The organism is Streptomyces sp. W16 (genome assembly GCF_033194735.1).
In the GTDB taxonomy this organism is placed as follows: domain Bacteria; phylum Actinomycetota; class Actinomycetes; order Streptomycetales; family Streptomycetaceae; genus Streptomyces.
Genome location: NZ_JAWOAI010000251.1, coordinates 1 through 14,235 on the forward strand (window position 1 = coordinate 1; position 14,235 = coordinate 14,235).

A 14,235-nucleotide genomic window follows, 5' to 3' on the forward strand; every position below is an offset into this window, starting at 1 on the left:
CAGCTGGCCACCGACCACTCCGGGGAGGCGGGTGCGCGGGCCACGCGGTCGCTGCTGACGGGCGCGCCGCCGGACCGGCCGACGGCCATCGTGTACGACAACGACATCATGGCGGTGGCGGGGCTCTCGGTGGCCGCCGAACTGGGGCTCGCCGTGCCGGCCGATGTCTCACTGCTGGCCTGGGACGACTCCCAGTTGTGCCGGCTCACGCATCCGACGCTCTCCGCGATGAGCCATGATGTGCACGGATTCGGCGCGGACACGGCGCGGACGCTGTTCGGGGTGATCGCCGGGGAGGGTGCCGGTTCGCATCCCGTGCCCACTCCGGTGCTGACCCCACGGGGGTCGACGGCGCCGCCCGGGCCTGATCGCGAGGGTTCCGGGGTGTGACGTTCGCCGCTTGGGGCTCCGGGACTGGGCAGCCTGGTTACTCGCAAGTAGCATGGTTCCTGAGCGCGCGCTCAGCGCATCGCAGCAGTGCAGATCCCGCACCCTGGAGGAGAGCCAATCGTGCCTCGTACCGTCAGGGACGTCGTCTTCGTAGACGGCGTCCGTACCCCGTTCGGCAAGGCGGGCCCGAAGGGCATCTACCACGAGACCCGGGCCGACGACCTCGTCGTGAAGGCGATCCGGGAGCTGCTGCGCCGCAACCCCGGTCTGGACCCCGCGAAGATCGACGAGGTCGCCATCGCCGCGACCACGCAGATCGGTGACCAGGGCCTGACCCTGGGGCGGACCGCGGGCATTCTCGCCGGGCTGCCGCAGTCGGTGCCCGGCTACTCGATCGACCGCATGTGCGCGGGCGCGCTGACCGCCGTCACGACCACTGCGGGCTCCATCGCCTTCGGTGCCTACGACGCCGTCATCGCCGGTGGTGTCGAGCACATGGGCCGCCACCCCATGGGCGAGGGTGTGGACCCGAACCCGCGGTTCGTGAGCGAGAAGCTGGTCGACGACTCCGCGCTGTTCATGGGAATGACCGCGGAGAACCTGCACGACCGCTACCCGCACATCACCAAGCAGCGCGCCGACGAGTACGCGGTGCGTTCGCAGGAGAAGGCCGCGAAGGCGTACGCCAACGGCAAGATCCAGCAGGACCTGGTGCCGATCTCGGTGCGCAACACCAACGAGCAGGTGGGCGAGACCGGTTGGGGTCTCGTCACCGCCGACGAGCCGATGCGTCCGGGGACCACCCTGGAGAACCTGGCTGGTCTGAAGACTCCGTTCCGTGTGCACGGGCGGGTCACCGCGGGCAACGCGGCCGGTCTGAACGACGGTGCCACCGCGTCGATCATCGCCAGCGAGGACTTCGCGCGCGAGAACAACCTGCCGGTGAAGATGCGCCTCGTGTCGTACGCCTTCGCGGGCGTCGAGCCGGAGGTCATGGGCTACGGCCCGATCCCGGCGACCGAGAAGGCGCTCGCCAAGGCGGGTCTCGGCATCGAGGACATCAACCTCTTCGAGGTCAACGAGGCTTTCGCCGTACAGGTGTTGGCCTTCCTGGACCACTACGGCATCGCGGACGACGACGAGCGCGTCAACCAGTACGGCGGCGCGATCGCCTTCGGTCACCCGCTGGCCTCGTCGGGTGTGCGTCTGATGACGCAGCTGGCCCGTCAGTTCGAGGAGCAGCCGAACGTCCGCTACGGCCTGACGACGATGTGCGTCGGCTTCGGCATGGGCGCCACGGTCATCTGGGAGAACCCGCACTTCGAGGGGGACAAGTGAGCACCACCACCGAGCTTCTGAAGGGTGCGGCCGAGCTGTTCCCCGACGAGGTAGTGACGTCCGCGCACGTCCGCCACCTGGAACTGCCGTACAGCGCCGGGCGGTTCGCGCTCATCACGCTGGACAACGGCTTCGACCACACCAAGCCGACCACCTTCGGTCCGGCCTCGCTGGCGAACCTGAACACCGCCATCGACCAGGTCGAGAAGGAGGCCGCGGCCGGCGAGATCGTCGGTGTCGGCATCACCGGCAAGCCGTTCGTCTTCGCCGTCGGCGCGGACCTCAAGGGCGTCGAGCTCCTCAAGAACCACGACGACGCGCTCGCCATCGGCAAGGGCGGCCACGAGGTCTTCAAGCGCCTCGCGGACATCGCGGTACCGACCTTCACGTACTACAACGGCGCGGCCATGGGCGGTGGCGTCGAGGTCGGTCTGCACTGCGAGTACCGCACGGTGTCGAAGCACATCGCGGCCTTCTCGCTGCCCGAGGTCTTCCTCGGCCTCGTCCCCGGCTGGGGCGGCTGCGCGCTGCTGCCGAACCTGATCGGCGCCGAGAAGGCCGTCTCGGTGATCATCGAGAACAGCCTCAACCAGAACAAGCAGCTCAAGGGCCAGCAGGTCTTCGACCTCGGGATCGCCGACGCACTCTTCGAGGGCGCCGACTTCCTTGAGCAGTCGCTGATCTGGACGGCCAACGTCCTCAAGGGCGAGATCAAGGTCGAGCGTCCGGCGATCGACCGCGGCGAGGCCTGGGACCAGGCCGTCGCCAAGGGCCGTTTCGTCGCGGACTCCAAGGTGCACGGGGCTGCCCCGGCCGCCTACCGCGCGCTCGACATCATCGAGGCCGCCAAGAACGGTGACCTCCAGCAGGGCTACGACGCCGAGGACCTGGCGCTCGCCGACCTGATCATGGGTGGCGAACTCCGCGCCGGTATCTACGCGTTCAACCTCGTGCAGAAGCGCGGCAAGCGTCCCGCGGGCGCCCCGGACAAGTCCCTCGCCCGCCCGGTGACGAAGGTCGGCGTGGTCGGCGCCGGTCTGATGGCCTCGCAGCTCGCCCTGCTCTTCCTGCGCCGCCTCGAAGTACCGGTCGTCCTCACGGACATCGACCAGGAGCGCGTCGACAAGGGTGTGGGCTACGTCCACGCCGAGATCGAGAAGCTGCTCGGCAAGGGCCGTATCAACCAGGACAAGGCCAACCGCCTCACGGCCCTGGTCACCGGTGTGCTGGACAAGGCCGAGGGCTTCTCCGACGCCGACTTCATCATCGAGGCCGTCTTCGAGGAGATCGGCGTCAAGCAGCAGGTGTTCGCGGAGGTCGAGGCGGTCGCCCCGGCGCACGCGATCCTCGCCACGAACACTTCGTCCCTTTCGGTGTCGGAGATGGCGTCGAAGCTCAAGAACCCCGAGCGGGTCGTCGGCTTCCACTTCTTCAACCCCGTGGCGATTCTGCCCCTGTTGGAGATCGTGCGCGGTGAGCAGACGGACGACGCCTCGCTCGCGACCGCCTTCGCGGTGGCCAAGAAGCTGAAGAAGACAGCGGTGTTGGTGAAGGACGCCCCGGCGTTCGTCGTCAACCGCATCCTCACCCGCTTCATGGGCGAGATCCAGAACGTCATCGACGAGGGCACCCCGGTCGCGGTGGCGGAGAAGGCGGTCGAGCCGCTCGGTCTGCCCATGTCCCCGCTGGTGCTCCTTGAGTTGGTCGGTCCGGCCATCGGTCTGCATGTCTCGGAGACCCTCAACCGGGCCTTCCCGGACCGCTTCACGGTCTCCCCGAACCTCGCGGCCGTCGTCAAGGCGGGCAAGCGCGGCTTCTACGTCTACGACAGCGGGAAGCCCGAACTCGACCCCGAGGTCGCCGCGTTGCTGCAGCAGGGCGACTCCGTGCTGACCGAGGAGCAGGTGCGGGACCGGGTCCTGGACGCGGTGGCGCAGGAGATCGGTCTGATGCTCGACGAGGGTGTCGTCGCCGAGGCCCAGGACATCGACCTGTGCCTGATCACGGGCGCCGGCTGGCCCTTCCACCTGGGCGGCATCACGCCGTACCTGGACCGGGAGGGTGTCTCGGCGCGGGTCAACGGCAAGCCGTTCCTGGCGCCGGGTCTGGCGAGCGTTCCGGCCTAGTCCCTTCGTACGGTGCCCGGTACATCGGCCGATGTACCGGGCACCGGCATGTCAGGGGGCGTCCTCGACATGGGCGACGCGCAGTTCGGTGCCGTCCTGGTCCCGCTTGGCCCGGCCGAGCATGCCGACGGCCAAATGCGAGGGGTCTTCGGGCTCGGCCGTCGCGACGAAGGTGACGACGTTCGGGTGGTGGCTGGTCACCAACCAGCCCTCGCCGTTCTTGAGTTCGAGTACGCGGAAGTCGCCTGCCGATGTCGCCACCTGCACGGGTCCGAACTCGCGCAGGATCTCGGTGGCCTGTTCGGCGGGGGCGCCGGTGGGCTCTTCGAGCAGCACGCAGGTGCCGTGTTCGAACAGGACCCACGGCTTTTCGGCGCCGTCGAGGATTTGTCGCCACGCGGCGATCAGGATGTCGGTGTCCACGGTGGCCATCATGGCGCACTCACACCTCCCGCCACGCCTCCAGCGCCAGGCCCGGCTCGTCCTTGCGCCGGGTGAGCAGGAGTTGGCCGGTGGACGGGGACAACGTCGCGGCGGCGACCCGGTCGTTCTCGTCCAGGGTGAGTGAAACCTCGGCGTCCGCCGGGAGTTGGGGGCCCGACTCGGTCCACCAGGCGCCCGCCGACTCCTGCTCGGTGGGATACGCGGCGAAGGCGACCCGGCCGCTGGCCGAGCGCTGGGCGAGCAACGTGCAGTCGTGGCTGTCGAGTTCGCAGCGGACGGCGGAGACCGGGCCGGGGCCCGCGGAGGGCAGCAGGGTGAGCGGTTTGCCGCCGGGGCGCCAGGCGCAGAGGTCGCCGGAGTCGTCCGTGTAGTAGAGGGTGGTCGTCTCCGGGGAGGTGGCCAGCGCGCGGAGCGTGCCCGGTCTGATCCTGGCCTCCATCGCCTCCTCCAGCACCGGCTGCCCGCCCGGCTCCAGTTGGCGCCAGTGCAGGATCGCGCCGGGCACCGCCGCGTAGAGCTCGACCGTGCCGGACTCCCCCGTCACCGCGGCCAGGTCCTCGTGGACGTCGCTCCCCTTGAGATCGCGCCATGGGTCCCAGCCGCCCTTCTCCCGCTGGGCCAGCATGCTCACCCCGCCCGCCGCGTTGCGCACGAAGAGATGGGCCCGCCCCTCCGCGTCGACCGCGACCGCCGGGACGCCGGTGCGGTCGCCCTTCTTGTCCGGGTGACCGACCGGGTTCCAGTCGAGGGCGGTGAGCCGGGGCCGGAAGTGCGTGGAGTGGACCAGTCCGGATTCGCCGGGCACCGTGGGGCGCCAGGCCACCAGATGGGCGTAGCCGTCCGCGCCCTGTCCGATGCCGAGCAGCCCCGGGTGCAGCTTCTGGTCGCCGCCCACCTTGCGCGGGGCGCCCCAGAGGCCGTCGGGGCCGTGTTCCGCCCGGCACAGGACGGCGTCGCCGGAGGGCAGATAGACACTGAGCCGGCCGTCACGGCCGCGTATGAGCCAGTCGCCGTTCACTGGTTCACTGTAATTGGGGCGTGCCCTTTCGCGCGGGGCGCCCCCCGGTCCCCGTGGGACCCTGTCCCCATGGACGAGGACACTCCCCTGCTCGTGATCGTCGACGCCGCGAACGTCGTCGGGTCGGTGCCCGACGGCTGGTGGCGGGACCGGCGGGGCGCCGCGGAGCGCCTCCGGGACCGGCTGGCGGCGGACGGGGTACCGGGGCGCGCGGACCCCGTGGAGATCGTCCTCGTCGTGGAGGGCGCGGCCCGTGGAGTGGAGTCCGTCCCGGGCGTACGGGTGGACCCGGCACCCGGCAGCGGAGACGACCGGATGGTCGAACTGGTCGCCGGGGCGGACGGCCGGGCCTGTCTGGTGGTGACGGCCGACCGCGAACTGCGGCGCAGGGTGACGGAGTTGGGCGCGGAGGTCACTGGGCCGCGTGCGGTGCGCGGTCCGCGGCCCTCGCGCTAAGTCCCGCTTGCACCGAATTGGAGGCCTTCACACCCGGGGCCTGTCCGGCGAAACAGGCATAAGCTGGCCTTCTTCGGTCAGGTTTTCGACATTCTGGTCACTTTCCAGTGACGGGATGACGCCGACACGAGAAGCTGAGTCAATGGTGCCCGTCGTTCTGAGAGGATTCCGGCAATCTTGACGGCCGGTGGACGGGAGGCAGGAGTGGCGCGTGCCGCTCACAGCAAAGACGGGAAGCGCAAGCTCGATTTCGATTCCTGGGGAGATCCTCAGGGGCACCCCGTCTTTCTGCTGCACGGAACCCCCGGAAGCCATCAGGGGCCGCGCCCGCGGTCGATGGTGCTCTACCAGCTGGGCATCCGCCTGATCGCCTACGACCGCCCCGGCTACGGCGGCTCCACCCGCGTGCCGGGCCGGAAAGTCGTCGATGCCGCCGCGGACGTGGAACTCATCGCCGATTTCCTGGAGTTGGACAACTTCTCCGTCGTCGGCCGGTCCGGAGGCGGTCCCCACGCGCTCGCCTGTGCCGCGAGACTGTCCGATCGGGTGAGCAGCGCCGCCGTACTGGTGAGCCTGGCGCCGCCGGACGCCGAGGACCTGGACGACTGGTTCGAGGGGATGACGGAGTCCAACGTCCGCGAGTACCGCAACGCCCGCGAGAACCTCAGTCTGCTGCAGAGCACCCTGGTGCAGAACGCGGACGCCATGCGGACCAACCCCATGGCGCTGCTGTCGGATCTGGACGGCGAGATGCCCGACGTCGACCGTCAGGTGGTGGCTGACGCCGGTATCCGGCGGATGCTCCACGAGAACTTCAAGACCGGGATCGAGGTGAACGCGGACGGCTGGATCGACGACGCCATCGCGTTCAGCACGCCGTGGGGCTTCGACCCGAAGGAGATCGCCGTGCCCACCCTGCTGTGGCACGGCGAGCACGATGTGTTCTCCCCCGTCGAGCACTTCAAGTGGCTGGCCGGCCGGATCGACGACGCCACCGTCGTACTGCAGCCGTCGGCGGCGCACTTCGCGGCCGTCCCGGTACTGCCCGAGGTGCTGGGCTGGCTCCGGGAGCGGGCGCGGACCGACGCCACCAAGGCCCCTACGGCCTGACCCCGCCGCCGGAGCGGGTGCGGGCTCCGTGAGATCGGGTGCGGGCCCGTCAGATCGGGTGCGGGTCGAGCTCAAGACCCACCCGCTGGCCGGCGCGCAGCCGGACCACCTTGGAGTGCTCCCCGCCGAGCTTGGCGCTCAGTTCGTCGAGGGTCTCCCGGGCCAGTTGCTCGGCCTCGGTGGTACGGCCGATCTCCCGGAGCAGGATCGAGAGGTTGCCCCGGCAGGTGAGGGGCGTGGGATGGTCCGGGCCGAGCCGCACGCACAACTCCTCATACGCCTGGCGGTAGTTGCCCTCGGCCTTCACTACGTCACCGAGTGCGGCCTCGGTGTTCGCCAGGTTCATCTGGCAGTTCATGCTGAACGGGTGCTTCGGTCCCATGGTGGTCTGCAGCGCCGCACGGGCCTGCTCGCACACCTCGCGGGCCTCGACCGGCCGGCCGGTCGACAGCAGGTTGATGCTGTGGTTGACCGCGCAGGCAAGCGTGTTGGGGTGGCCCTCCCCGAGCGCGGCACGGAACCGGCCGAGCAGTTCGGCGGTCTCCTCGCAGGCCTCCTCGTGCCGGTCCGCCGCCGCGAGATGGCCCGCGTGGCCGAGGCGCACCACCAGCGTCTCGGGCGAGGCGTCGCCCAGGCGCCGCCGGAAGATGTCCAGTACGCCCTGGCTGAGCTCGATGGCGTCGTCCAGCATGTCGAGCCGGCGCAGCGTGATGGCGAGCGCCTTCGCCGCCTCCATCGCCGCCGGTGACTCGGGCCCGAGTTCCACGGCCGTCCGGTGGACACCGCGCAGGGTCTCGGCCGAGGCCTCGTACTCACCGCAGGAACGCTGGTCACGGCCGAGGTTGACCAGGGAGAACAGGGTGTAGGGGTGCCTGGGGCCCAGCGTCTGCGCGCGCAGGTCCCAGTTGTCCTTGTCGACGGACTGCGCCTCGAAGCAGTCCCCCGCCATGCGCATCGACACGGCCAGGTTGTTCGCCGCGAACAGCGTCCGAGGATGATCGACGCCGAGGAGGTCCACGGAACGCTCGTAGGAGTCACGGTCGATCTCCAGCGCCCGGCCCACCCGGCCGACGGCCCGCAGGTCTGCCGTATAACTGCCCGCCGTCATCAGGGTGTGGCTGTCGTCCTCGCCGAGGGCCGCGCGCTGTCGCTCGTAGACGTCCTCGTCGATCTCCAGCGCCCTGCTGTACCAGCCCTGGAAACGCAGCACGTTGGCCATCTCGAAGCGCATGTGCAGGGTCCAGCGGTCGTTCGGGCCGGCCTCCTTCTCCCATTTGATCAGCAGCTCCTCCGCGAGCGACACGGCGTCCGCGTACTCGCCGCGCGCCCGCAGATACCGCAGCCACTCCGTCATCAGCAGCCGGATCCGGTCGTCCAGCGAGTCCTTGGTCCACGGTGTCTTCAGGTGGGGCCAAATAGTGTTGTAGCGCGACCAGTTGTCCGGGTGTTCCACGTCGCCCTCGGAGGGGCGCGCGCCACTGAGTACGTTGCGCACGACGCGCAGCGCCTCTTCCTGTTCCTCCTCGGACATCGACGAGCGCACCGCCGCCTGCACGAGCCGGTGCACCTGGATGCTCTTGTTCTTGCGGTCGACCTTGGCGAGGGCGTAGCGGTGCAGTTGCTGGATGGCCCGGGACACCAGTGCCGTGCCGGCGCTGCCCGGCTGCAGTTCGTTGAGGGCGTCGCTCATCTCCCTGCCGTGCACCAGGTTGAAGGAGATGGGGTCCGCGCCGAAGTGGGAACACAACTGCAACAGCCTTAGGGCGAACGGGGAGTTGAGCCGCTGAATGGAGATGTTCCAGGTCGCGCCCACCTGCAACGGATAGTCCTGGGTGTCGGCGGACGCCTCCAGCGAGGCCAGCTGCGGCTGCAGCAACTCCAGGTACCCGGCGGCGTCCTGGCCCGTCTCGTTCAGCCAGGCGGCGGCCTGGTCGACGGCCAGCGGCAGGTCGCCGAGCGCCTCCGCGACCCGTTCCGCGTCCTCGGTACTGATGGCGGACACCCGGTGCAGCAGGTGCTCGACACTCTCCGTGCGGGAGAAGACGTCGACCTCCACCCGCTCGCCGATCTGGGCCCACCCCTCGTTGCGGGTGGTGATCAGCACATGGCCGGCCGGGCTGTTGACGAGCAGCCGTTCGATGGACTCGGGGGTCGTCGCGTTGTCGAAGATCAGCAGCCAGCGGTCGTACTTCGCACCCCGGCGCAGTTCGTCCCGGACCGCGTCGGCGGTCGCGCTGATGCTGTCGCGTTCGTCGACGCCGAGGTGGGAGGCGAGTTCGGAGTACTGGCGCAGCGCGAGGTCGCCGAACTCCGCCTCGATCCACCAGACGACGTCGTAGTTCCCGCGGTAGCGGTGCGCGTACTCGGTTGCCAGCTGGGTCTTCCCCACGCCCCCCATGCCGTGCAGGAGGGTGGCGGTGCCGGTGTCGGAGAGCCGCAGTCTCAGGTCCTCCAGCAGCTCGGTGCGTCCGGTGAAGGCCGCATTGCGCACGGGTACGGACCACACGGGCGGCTCCGCCCCGGGGAACCGGGGGCCGCTGACGGAGCCGTCCGCGGGGTGCTCGCCCTGCACGGCCTGGGCGTCGAGGGCCTGCAGAAGGGCCTTCCTGGCCTGCGCCTCGGTCAGGTTGCTCAGATGGATCGGCATACGGTCCGAGAAGGGGTGTTCCAGCCGGGCGTCGCTGACCCGGACCGGCACCAGGGTGCGTCGCGATCCCATCGGGTCGGCGGCGGCCACGGCCTCCCAAACCGCCCTGGCCTGCGGGGACTTCTGGTAGGCGGCGGACAGTACGGCCAGTGTGCGGGAGGCGCCGCGCACCTTGCTGTCGGTGTCGTCGCGCAGCGGGACGCCGGCGGCGAAGCCGTCCTCGGAGCGGGCGTCGCCCACGGTGAATCCCGCGTCGGCGAGGACCCGCCTGATCCAGTCCGCCCACATCTGGTCCTCGGGCACATGGCTGAGGAAGACATGGGTGGGGTCCGGCGGCCGGCGGCGCACGACGGTCTTGAGGTAGTTCTGGCGTTCCTCGTCGGTCATCGGGACCAGCGAGGTCACCTCGCCCTCGGTGATGACCGCGGTCAGCCGTTCGCAGGCGGCCAACAGGGAGGCGTGCGTGCCGGGTTCGTCGCGGAAGGTCGCGAGGATCTCCTCGTAGGCGTACGTGGGTTTGTACGGCACCTCCACGTTGCCCCAGTAGCTGCGGGGTTCGACGTGCGGGGTGCGTACCAGCAGCTGGTCGAAGGTGAGCCGGACCTTGGCCCGCGCCGCCTCCAGCCGGTCCGCCTCGGAGTCCTCCACACGCATGGGCACCGGCAGGATCCGGATGCGCCGGTCGCTGTAGGTGTCCTCCACTCTGCGGGCGACGGCGGCGGCGCCCTCGATGCTCTGGTTGTTGTGGGTGAAGCAGTTGACCAGCACATCGGGGAAGTGGATGGTGCAGATGTCGGAGACATCGCTGAGACCGGTACGGCTGTCGATGAGGACGTAGTCGTAGCCGTGCCGGAACTGGGCGCACAGGGCGTCCAGGAACTGGCCGCCGTACTGGTCCTCGTAGAAGCGGTTCCAGTTGAACTGGGAGAAGATGGAGGAGTAGTTGCGGTTCTGGCGGCCCGCCGAAAGGTAGTCGAGTCGGCCGCTGCCCGGGAAGTTCCACAGCAGCGGGGAGACCGCGTTGCCGATGTCGGCCTGCTCGGCGATCCACGCCTCGTCGATCCCGGTGCCCTGCATGGCCTCGAACTTGAGCACGTAGTCGTTGATGAGTTCGAGCACGCCGCGGCGGTCGTGCGCCGCGTTCGGTTCCAGGAACGGGTACAGGAAGCGGCTCAGTCCCGGCGCCTCCAGGTCCCAGTCGACCACCAGGACCCGTTTGCCCCGCGAGGCCGTGATCCAGGCGGCGTTGGCCAGTGCCATGGTGCGACCGGTGCCGCCCTTGTAGCTGTAGAACGTGACGATCTTGCCGCCGTCGGGGCGGGGGAGCACGCCGGTCACGGTTGGGCCTCCTGGTCACCCTGGGAATCGGCCTCGTCCGGGGCGGGAGCGACCGGTCCGCGGGAAGCGGTGTGGGGCCGCTTCGCCGACGCCGGGGGCCTGGGCGAGGATCGTAGCGGAACTCGGTTGAGGTATTGCTGGGCCGCGCTGTCGGCGAGTTCGGTGAAACGGGAGTTGAACGCCTCCGAGCTCTCGATGCCTGCCACGGCCCCGCGTTGGATGGCCCGGCCGCTGCTCAGCCGCCGGGGCAGCGCGGACCTGAGCAGCGCGGCGAGCTCCTCGCGGGCGTCCCTGGTCTGCGGGTCGTCCGCCAGTGGCGTCAGCACGGTCACCCAGGGCAGGTCGCGGGCGTCGAAGGCGCGCAGCCGGTCCAGGGCCGTGCGGTCGTGCAGGATCCAGGGGTCGAGGATGAGCACCCACGGGCTCTTGGCCTCGCGCTGCCCGAGGAAGACGGGTTCGGCCTCGTCGTAGGTGTGGATCTCGGGAGCGAACCCGAGATTGCGGGCGAGTTCGGCGGTGCGTTCGGCCAGCGGGGTGCCGTATCCGTCGCTGAAGGGCTGCCAGTCCCGTGGCTCGTGACCGTATTTGGTGTCCGTGCGGTCGGGGGGCAGATGGTGGTCGTCCGGGGCGAGCACGGCGATGCCGAGCGGGTGCCAGGACGCGGCGGCGAACGCGTCGGGTACGTGGTCCAGATCGGTGAACTCCGTTTCGTCCGGCGTGGGTTCGGGTGCCCGGCGGACGGCCTGCACGACGCACTGGGCGATCCTGCGGACGCACTGGTCGTAGTACTCCGGGTGGTCGAAGTACTGCCTCAGCCCGTAGAGGCCGCCCTTCGCGTAGCGGTCCCGCGCTGCGTCGTCGACGCGAACCGGTGTCACCTGCCGCTCGGGTACGGGCAGGTCCAGGTCGACGGGGACCGGGCGGGCGGTGGTCGGCACCGGCGTCCACAGCGCCGGGATGAGGGCGCCTCGTGGAGCGCGGTGGGTGTAGGCGTACCACTGCCGGCCGCAGTACACGTCGGTGAAGTAGCGGCGCGTGATCAGGGGCACGAAGCTGCGGCAGCGGTGCAGGGCGCGGGCCGTTTCGGGTCCGCCGCGATCGGCGGCGCCCAGGTAGCCGAGAGAGGGCGAGCGGAAGGGCCCGCTCCCCCCCGCGACCGCCCGGTTCAGGTCGGCGTAGAACTCCCGCACGTCCTTGTCGGCCTCGGGGCTGGCCGCGTCCACGTCACCGACGGGCGAGGGCACGGGGGCGTAACTCAGGAAGAAGTGGGGCGCCTTGTCGCGCACGCCTTCGGTGGAACGGCCGCCATGCATCAGTGTTCCTCCCCCGCCGAGCCGTTCGGTGAGTTGACGAGCTCGTCGAAGAGGGCGTCGAAGCGGCTCGGCTCACACGGTTCCAGCCGGGCGGTGACCGCCACTTCGACGATTTCCAGGGCGAGTTGGTAGACCACCTTGCGGTGGGTCGGATGACGTCCGTGGTTCCGCAGGCCGAGCAGCCCCAGTCTCGTGTAGTCGGCTCCGAGGTCCTGGTGGTCGTACTCGACGTCCGAGTAGGGGCGGGGTATCTCGTCGGGCCGCAGCCCGTTCCACAGCACCGGGACGATGGCGTTACGGGTGAACTTCCCCTGCTTGCGCTGTAGTTGCTGGCGCAGCTCGAAGCACTTCCATTCCAGGGCACACCACTTGCTGCTGAACAGGCGCCGGGACAGCACCGGCACCAGGACCTGGCAGTGGGCGAGGCGGAGTTTCAACTCGTCCTCCCAGCCGGTGCCGAGCTGGATCCGCGTGTCCAGATAGACCGCGGGGGTCTTCGCGTCCAGGTCCGTGATCTGCAGCAGGTGCTCGGTCAACTCGGCGTGGAAGTCACGCAGTTTCTGGTCCGGCGGTGTGTGGCTCTCCGGTACGTGGGGCGTACGGCCGTAGCTGAGGAAGCCGTACGACTGCTGGACGCCGCGGTGCGCCCGTTGCTGCTCGCCGCCCTCAGGCATGGTCGGCTCCCGCGGAGAGGTCCCGGGGTGCGGTGCGGCCGGCGGCCATCCAGTCGGCGGAGGCGTCGACGGCCCAGCGCAGCGGGAACAGCCGGCTGTCGGCGGCGCCGATCCGGCCCCGGGCGATCCGGTCGCGCCCGCCAGGCGCCCGGGTCTCCAGCCAGTGGCCGAGCTGCCCGAAGTCGCTGTCGTCGAGGTCGACGTCGACGAAGCCGGTCCAGCGCGGACCGTCGTCGGTCAGCACCCGGCAGTCATAGCGGCGGCGGACCGCGCCGGGCTGCCGGTACTCCGCGAGATGGAAGGCCGAGCAGGTCTCGTACCCGACGCCCAGCAGCAGGACGTACGCCTCCTCCTCGTACAGCCGGCCGAGGGGGGAGCGTTCGCCGAGCAGGCAGTCCAGGGGGTGCCCGGCGGTGATCCGGGCGGCCCGGGGGCCGAGCGCGGCGAAGGACGTCTGCGGGTGGGTGCTGCGCACGGCGGACGGGTCGACCCGCACCTCTTCCGCCAGCCGTCCCATGCCGTCGGAGGGGGTGGAAGCCGCGCTGAAGGGCTCCATGTGCTCACGGTAGGACAGAAGTTGATGTCGTGTCAGGCCCTGCGTCAAGCGGAGGTACGTCCGTGATGTCAACGAATTTCCCTCGGTGAACGTGGGCACCACCAAGGTGCCCTCGGGGCCGAGCACGCCCCGCAGCGCGCGCAACGTCACGGGACCGCCGCCGCGGACCCGGCCGACGGACCGCGAGGACGCGTGCATCAGCAGCGTCATGCCCTTCTCGACGCCGAGTTCGCGCAGGTCGGCGGTGAGGGAAGCCGCTGTGTGCATCCCCCGTCAGCCTCGCAGCCTGACGGCCATCCGGCGCCCGTCGGCGGTGAGGCCGTCGAAGGAAATCACCTGCGCCGAGGGGTGGTTGAGGTACGCGGACCGGAGGCGTTCCCGGGACTCGTCGCTGCCGGCCAGGTCGAAGAGGTCCAACAGGGCGTTGAACTTGATCTGTTGCACTCCTTCCACGATCAGCCCGGCCAACTCCTCGGCGGTGCGCGGGAGGGCGATGCCGAGGGCGCCGAAGGCATGCGGGTCGGCCACCGCACGGCCCTGTCCGTCCGCCGCGCGCAGCGGGGTGCAGCTGGCGAGCAGGGCGTGGACTCCCGGCACGCGGTGCGCGTACCGGGTGCGCAGGTGTGTGCCGGCCTCGGCGAACTGGCGGACCCAGCGGGCGTATTCGTCCTCGTCCGGCCGGGGTGCGGGCTCGGCGGGGAAGCCGTCGCGGTAGGGGTCGCCGTCCTCCAGGAGGAAGGTGGCCTCCCCCGTGCCGATCCGGCGTACGGGCTCCCAGCCGACGCCGATGGCCGGCGCCGCGGCCTCGGTGACCGGGAGCGGGTC

The 14,235-nt window shown here is 70.1% G+C and carries 11 protein-coding genes and 1 pseudogene; 5 read left to right on the plus strand and 7 right to left on the minus strand.

Translation table 11 applies throughout. The features are described from left to right. From R6V09_RS29205 to R6V09_RS29215, 3 genes are all read left to right on the plus strand, one after another. A partial coding sequence (locus R6V09_RS29205; RefSeq protein WP_317884440.1) for a substrate-binding domain-containing protein occupies positions 1-390 on the plus strand: 390 nt, incomplete at its 5' end. Positions 391-510: 120 nt separating this feature from the next. Next, positions 511-1,728 carry a thiolase family protein gene (locus tag R6V09_RS29210; protein ID WP_317884441.1) on the plus strand — a complete coding sequence of 406 codons (1,218 nt, stop codon included), beginning with the start codon at positions 511-513 and terminating at the stop codon, positions 1,726-1,728. Beyond that, entirely contained in the window at positions 1,725-3,854 is a 2,130-nt protein-coding gene (locus R6V09_RS29215) for a 3-hydroxyacyl-CoA dehydrogenase NAD-binding domain-containing protein (protein WP_317884442.1), read from the plus strand. The genes R6V09_RS29210 and R6V09_RS29215 overlap by 4 nt, the downstream gene beginning before the upstream one ends. A gap of 51 nt (positions 3,855-3,905) precedes the next feature. Here R6V09_RS29215 and R6V09_RS29220 read toward each other — a convergent pair whose 3' ends face one another. Together R6V09_RS29220 and R6V09_RS29225 are read right to left on the minus strand one after the other, a co-directional pair. Next, the gene (locus R6V09_RS29220) at positions 3,906-4,289 is read right to left on the minus strand and encodes a hypothetical protein (protein WP_317884443.1); all 384 of its coding nucleotides are present in this window, start codon (positions 4,287-4,289) and stop codon (positions 3,906-3,908) included. A gap of 7 nt (positions 4,290-4,296) precedes the next feature. Next, positions 4,297-5,316, minus strand: coding sequence for a hypothetical protein (locus R6V09_RS29225; RefSeq protein WP_317884444.1), 1,020 nt, complete (start codon positions 5,314-5,316; stop codon positions 4,297-4,299). A 69-nt stretch (positions 5,317-5,385) separates the two neighbouring features. Here R6V09_RS29225 and R6V09_RS29230 point away from each other — a divergent pair, with 69 nt between their 5' ends. Continuing rightward, positions 5,386-5,772 (plus strand): NTP pyrophosphohydrolase, encoded by a 387-nt coding sequence (locus tag R6V09_RS29230; protein ID WP_317884445.1) that lies wholly within the window; start codon positions 5,386-5,388, stop codon positions 5,770-5,772. Between the two features lie 204 nt (positions 5,773-5,976). Next, positions 5,977-6,882: an alpha/beta fold hydrolase gene (locus R6V09_RS29235; RefSeq protein ID WP_317884446.1), complete on the plus strand. Its 906-nt coding sequence runs from the start codon at positions 5,977-5,979 to the stop codon at positions 6,880-6,882. A 49-nt stretch (positions 6,883-6,931) separates the two neighbouring features. Here the strand turns inward: R6V09_RS29235 and fxsT are convergent, their stop codons facing one another. The 5 genes and pseudogenes from fxsT to R6V09_RS29260 all read right to left on the minus strand — a co-directional run. Further along, positions 6,932-10,867 carry an FxSxx-COOH system tetratricopeptide repeat protein gene (gene fxsT / locus R6V09_RS29240; protein ID WP_317884447.1) on the minus strand — a complete coding sequence of 1,312 codons (3,936 nt, stop codon included), beginning with the start codon at positions 10,865-10,867 and terminating at the stop codon, positions 6,932-6,934. Next, a complete protein-coding gene (gene fsxC / locus R6V09_RS29245; RefSeq protein ID WP_317884448.1) occupies positions 10,864-12,180 on the minus strand; it encodes an FxsC protein in 1,317 nt (438 codons plus the stop codon). Before fsxC ends, fxsT begins: the two co-directional genes overlap by 4 nt. Continuing rightward, positions 12,180-12,854, minus strand: coding sequence for a TIR-like protein FxsC (locus tag R6V09_RS29250; protein WP_317884449.1), 675 nt, complete (start codon positions 12,852-12,854; stop codon positions 12,180-12,182). The genes fsxC and R6V09_RS29250 overlap by 1 nt, the downstream gene beginning before the upstream one ends. Next, positions 12,847-13,677, minus strand: a complete 831-nt coding sequence (locus R6V09_RS29255) for an aminoglycoside N(3)-acetyltransferase (protein ID WP_317884450.1) — start codon at positions 13,675-13,677, stop codon at positions 12,847-12,849. The genes R6V09_RS29250 and R6V09_RS29255 overlap by 8 nt, the downstream gene beginning before the upstream one ends. Positions 13,678-13,683: 6 nt before the next feature. After that, a pseudogene (locus R6V09_RS29260) lies at positions 13,684-14,235 on the minus strand (hypothetical protein); the annotation flags it as partial.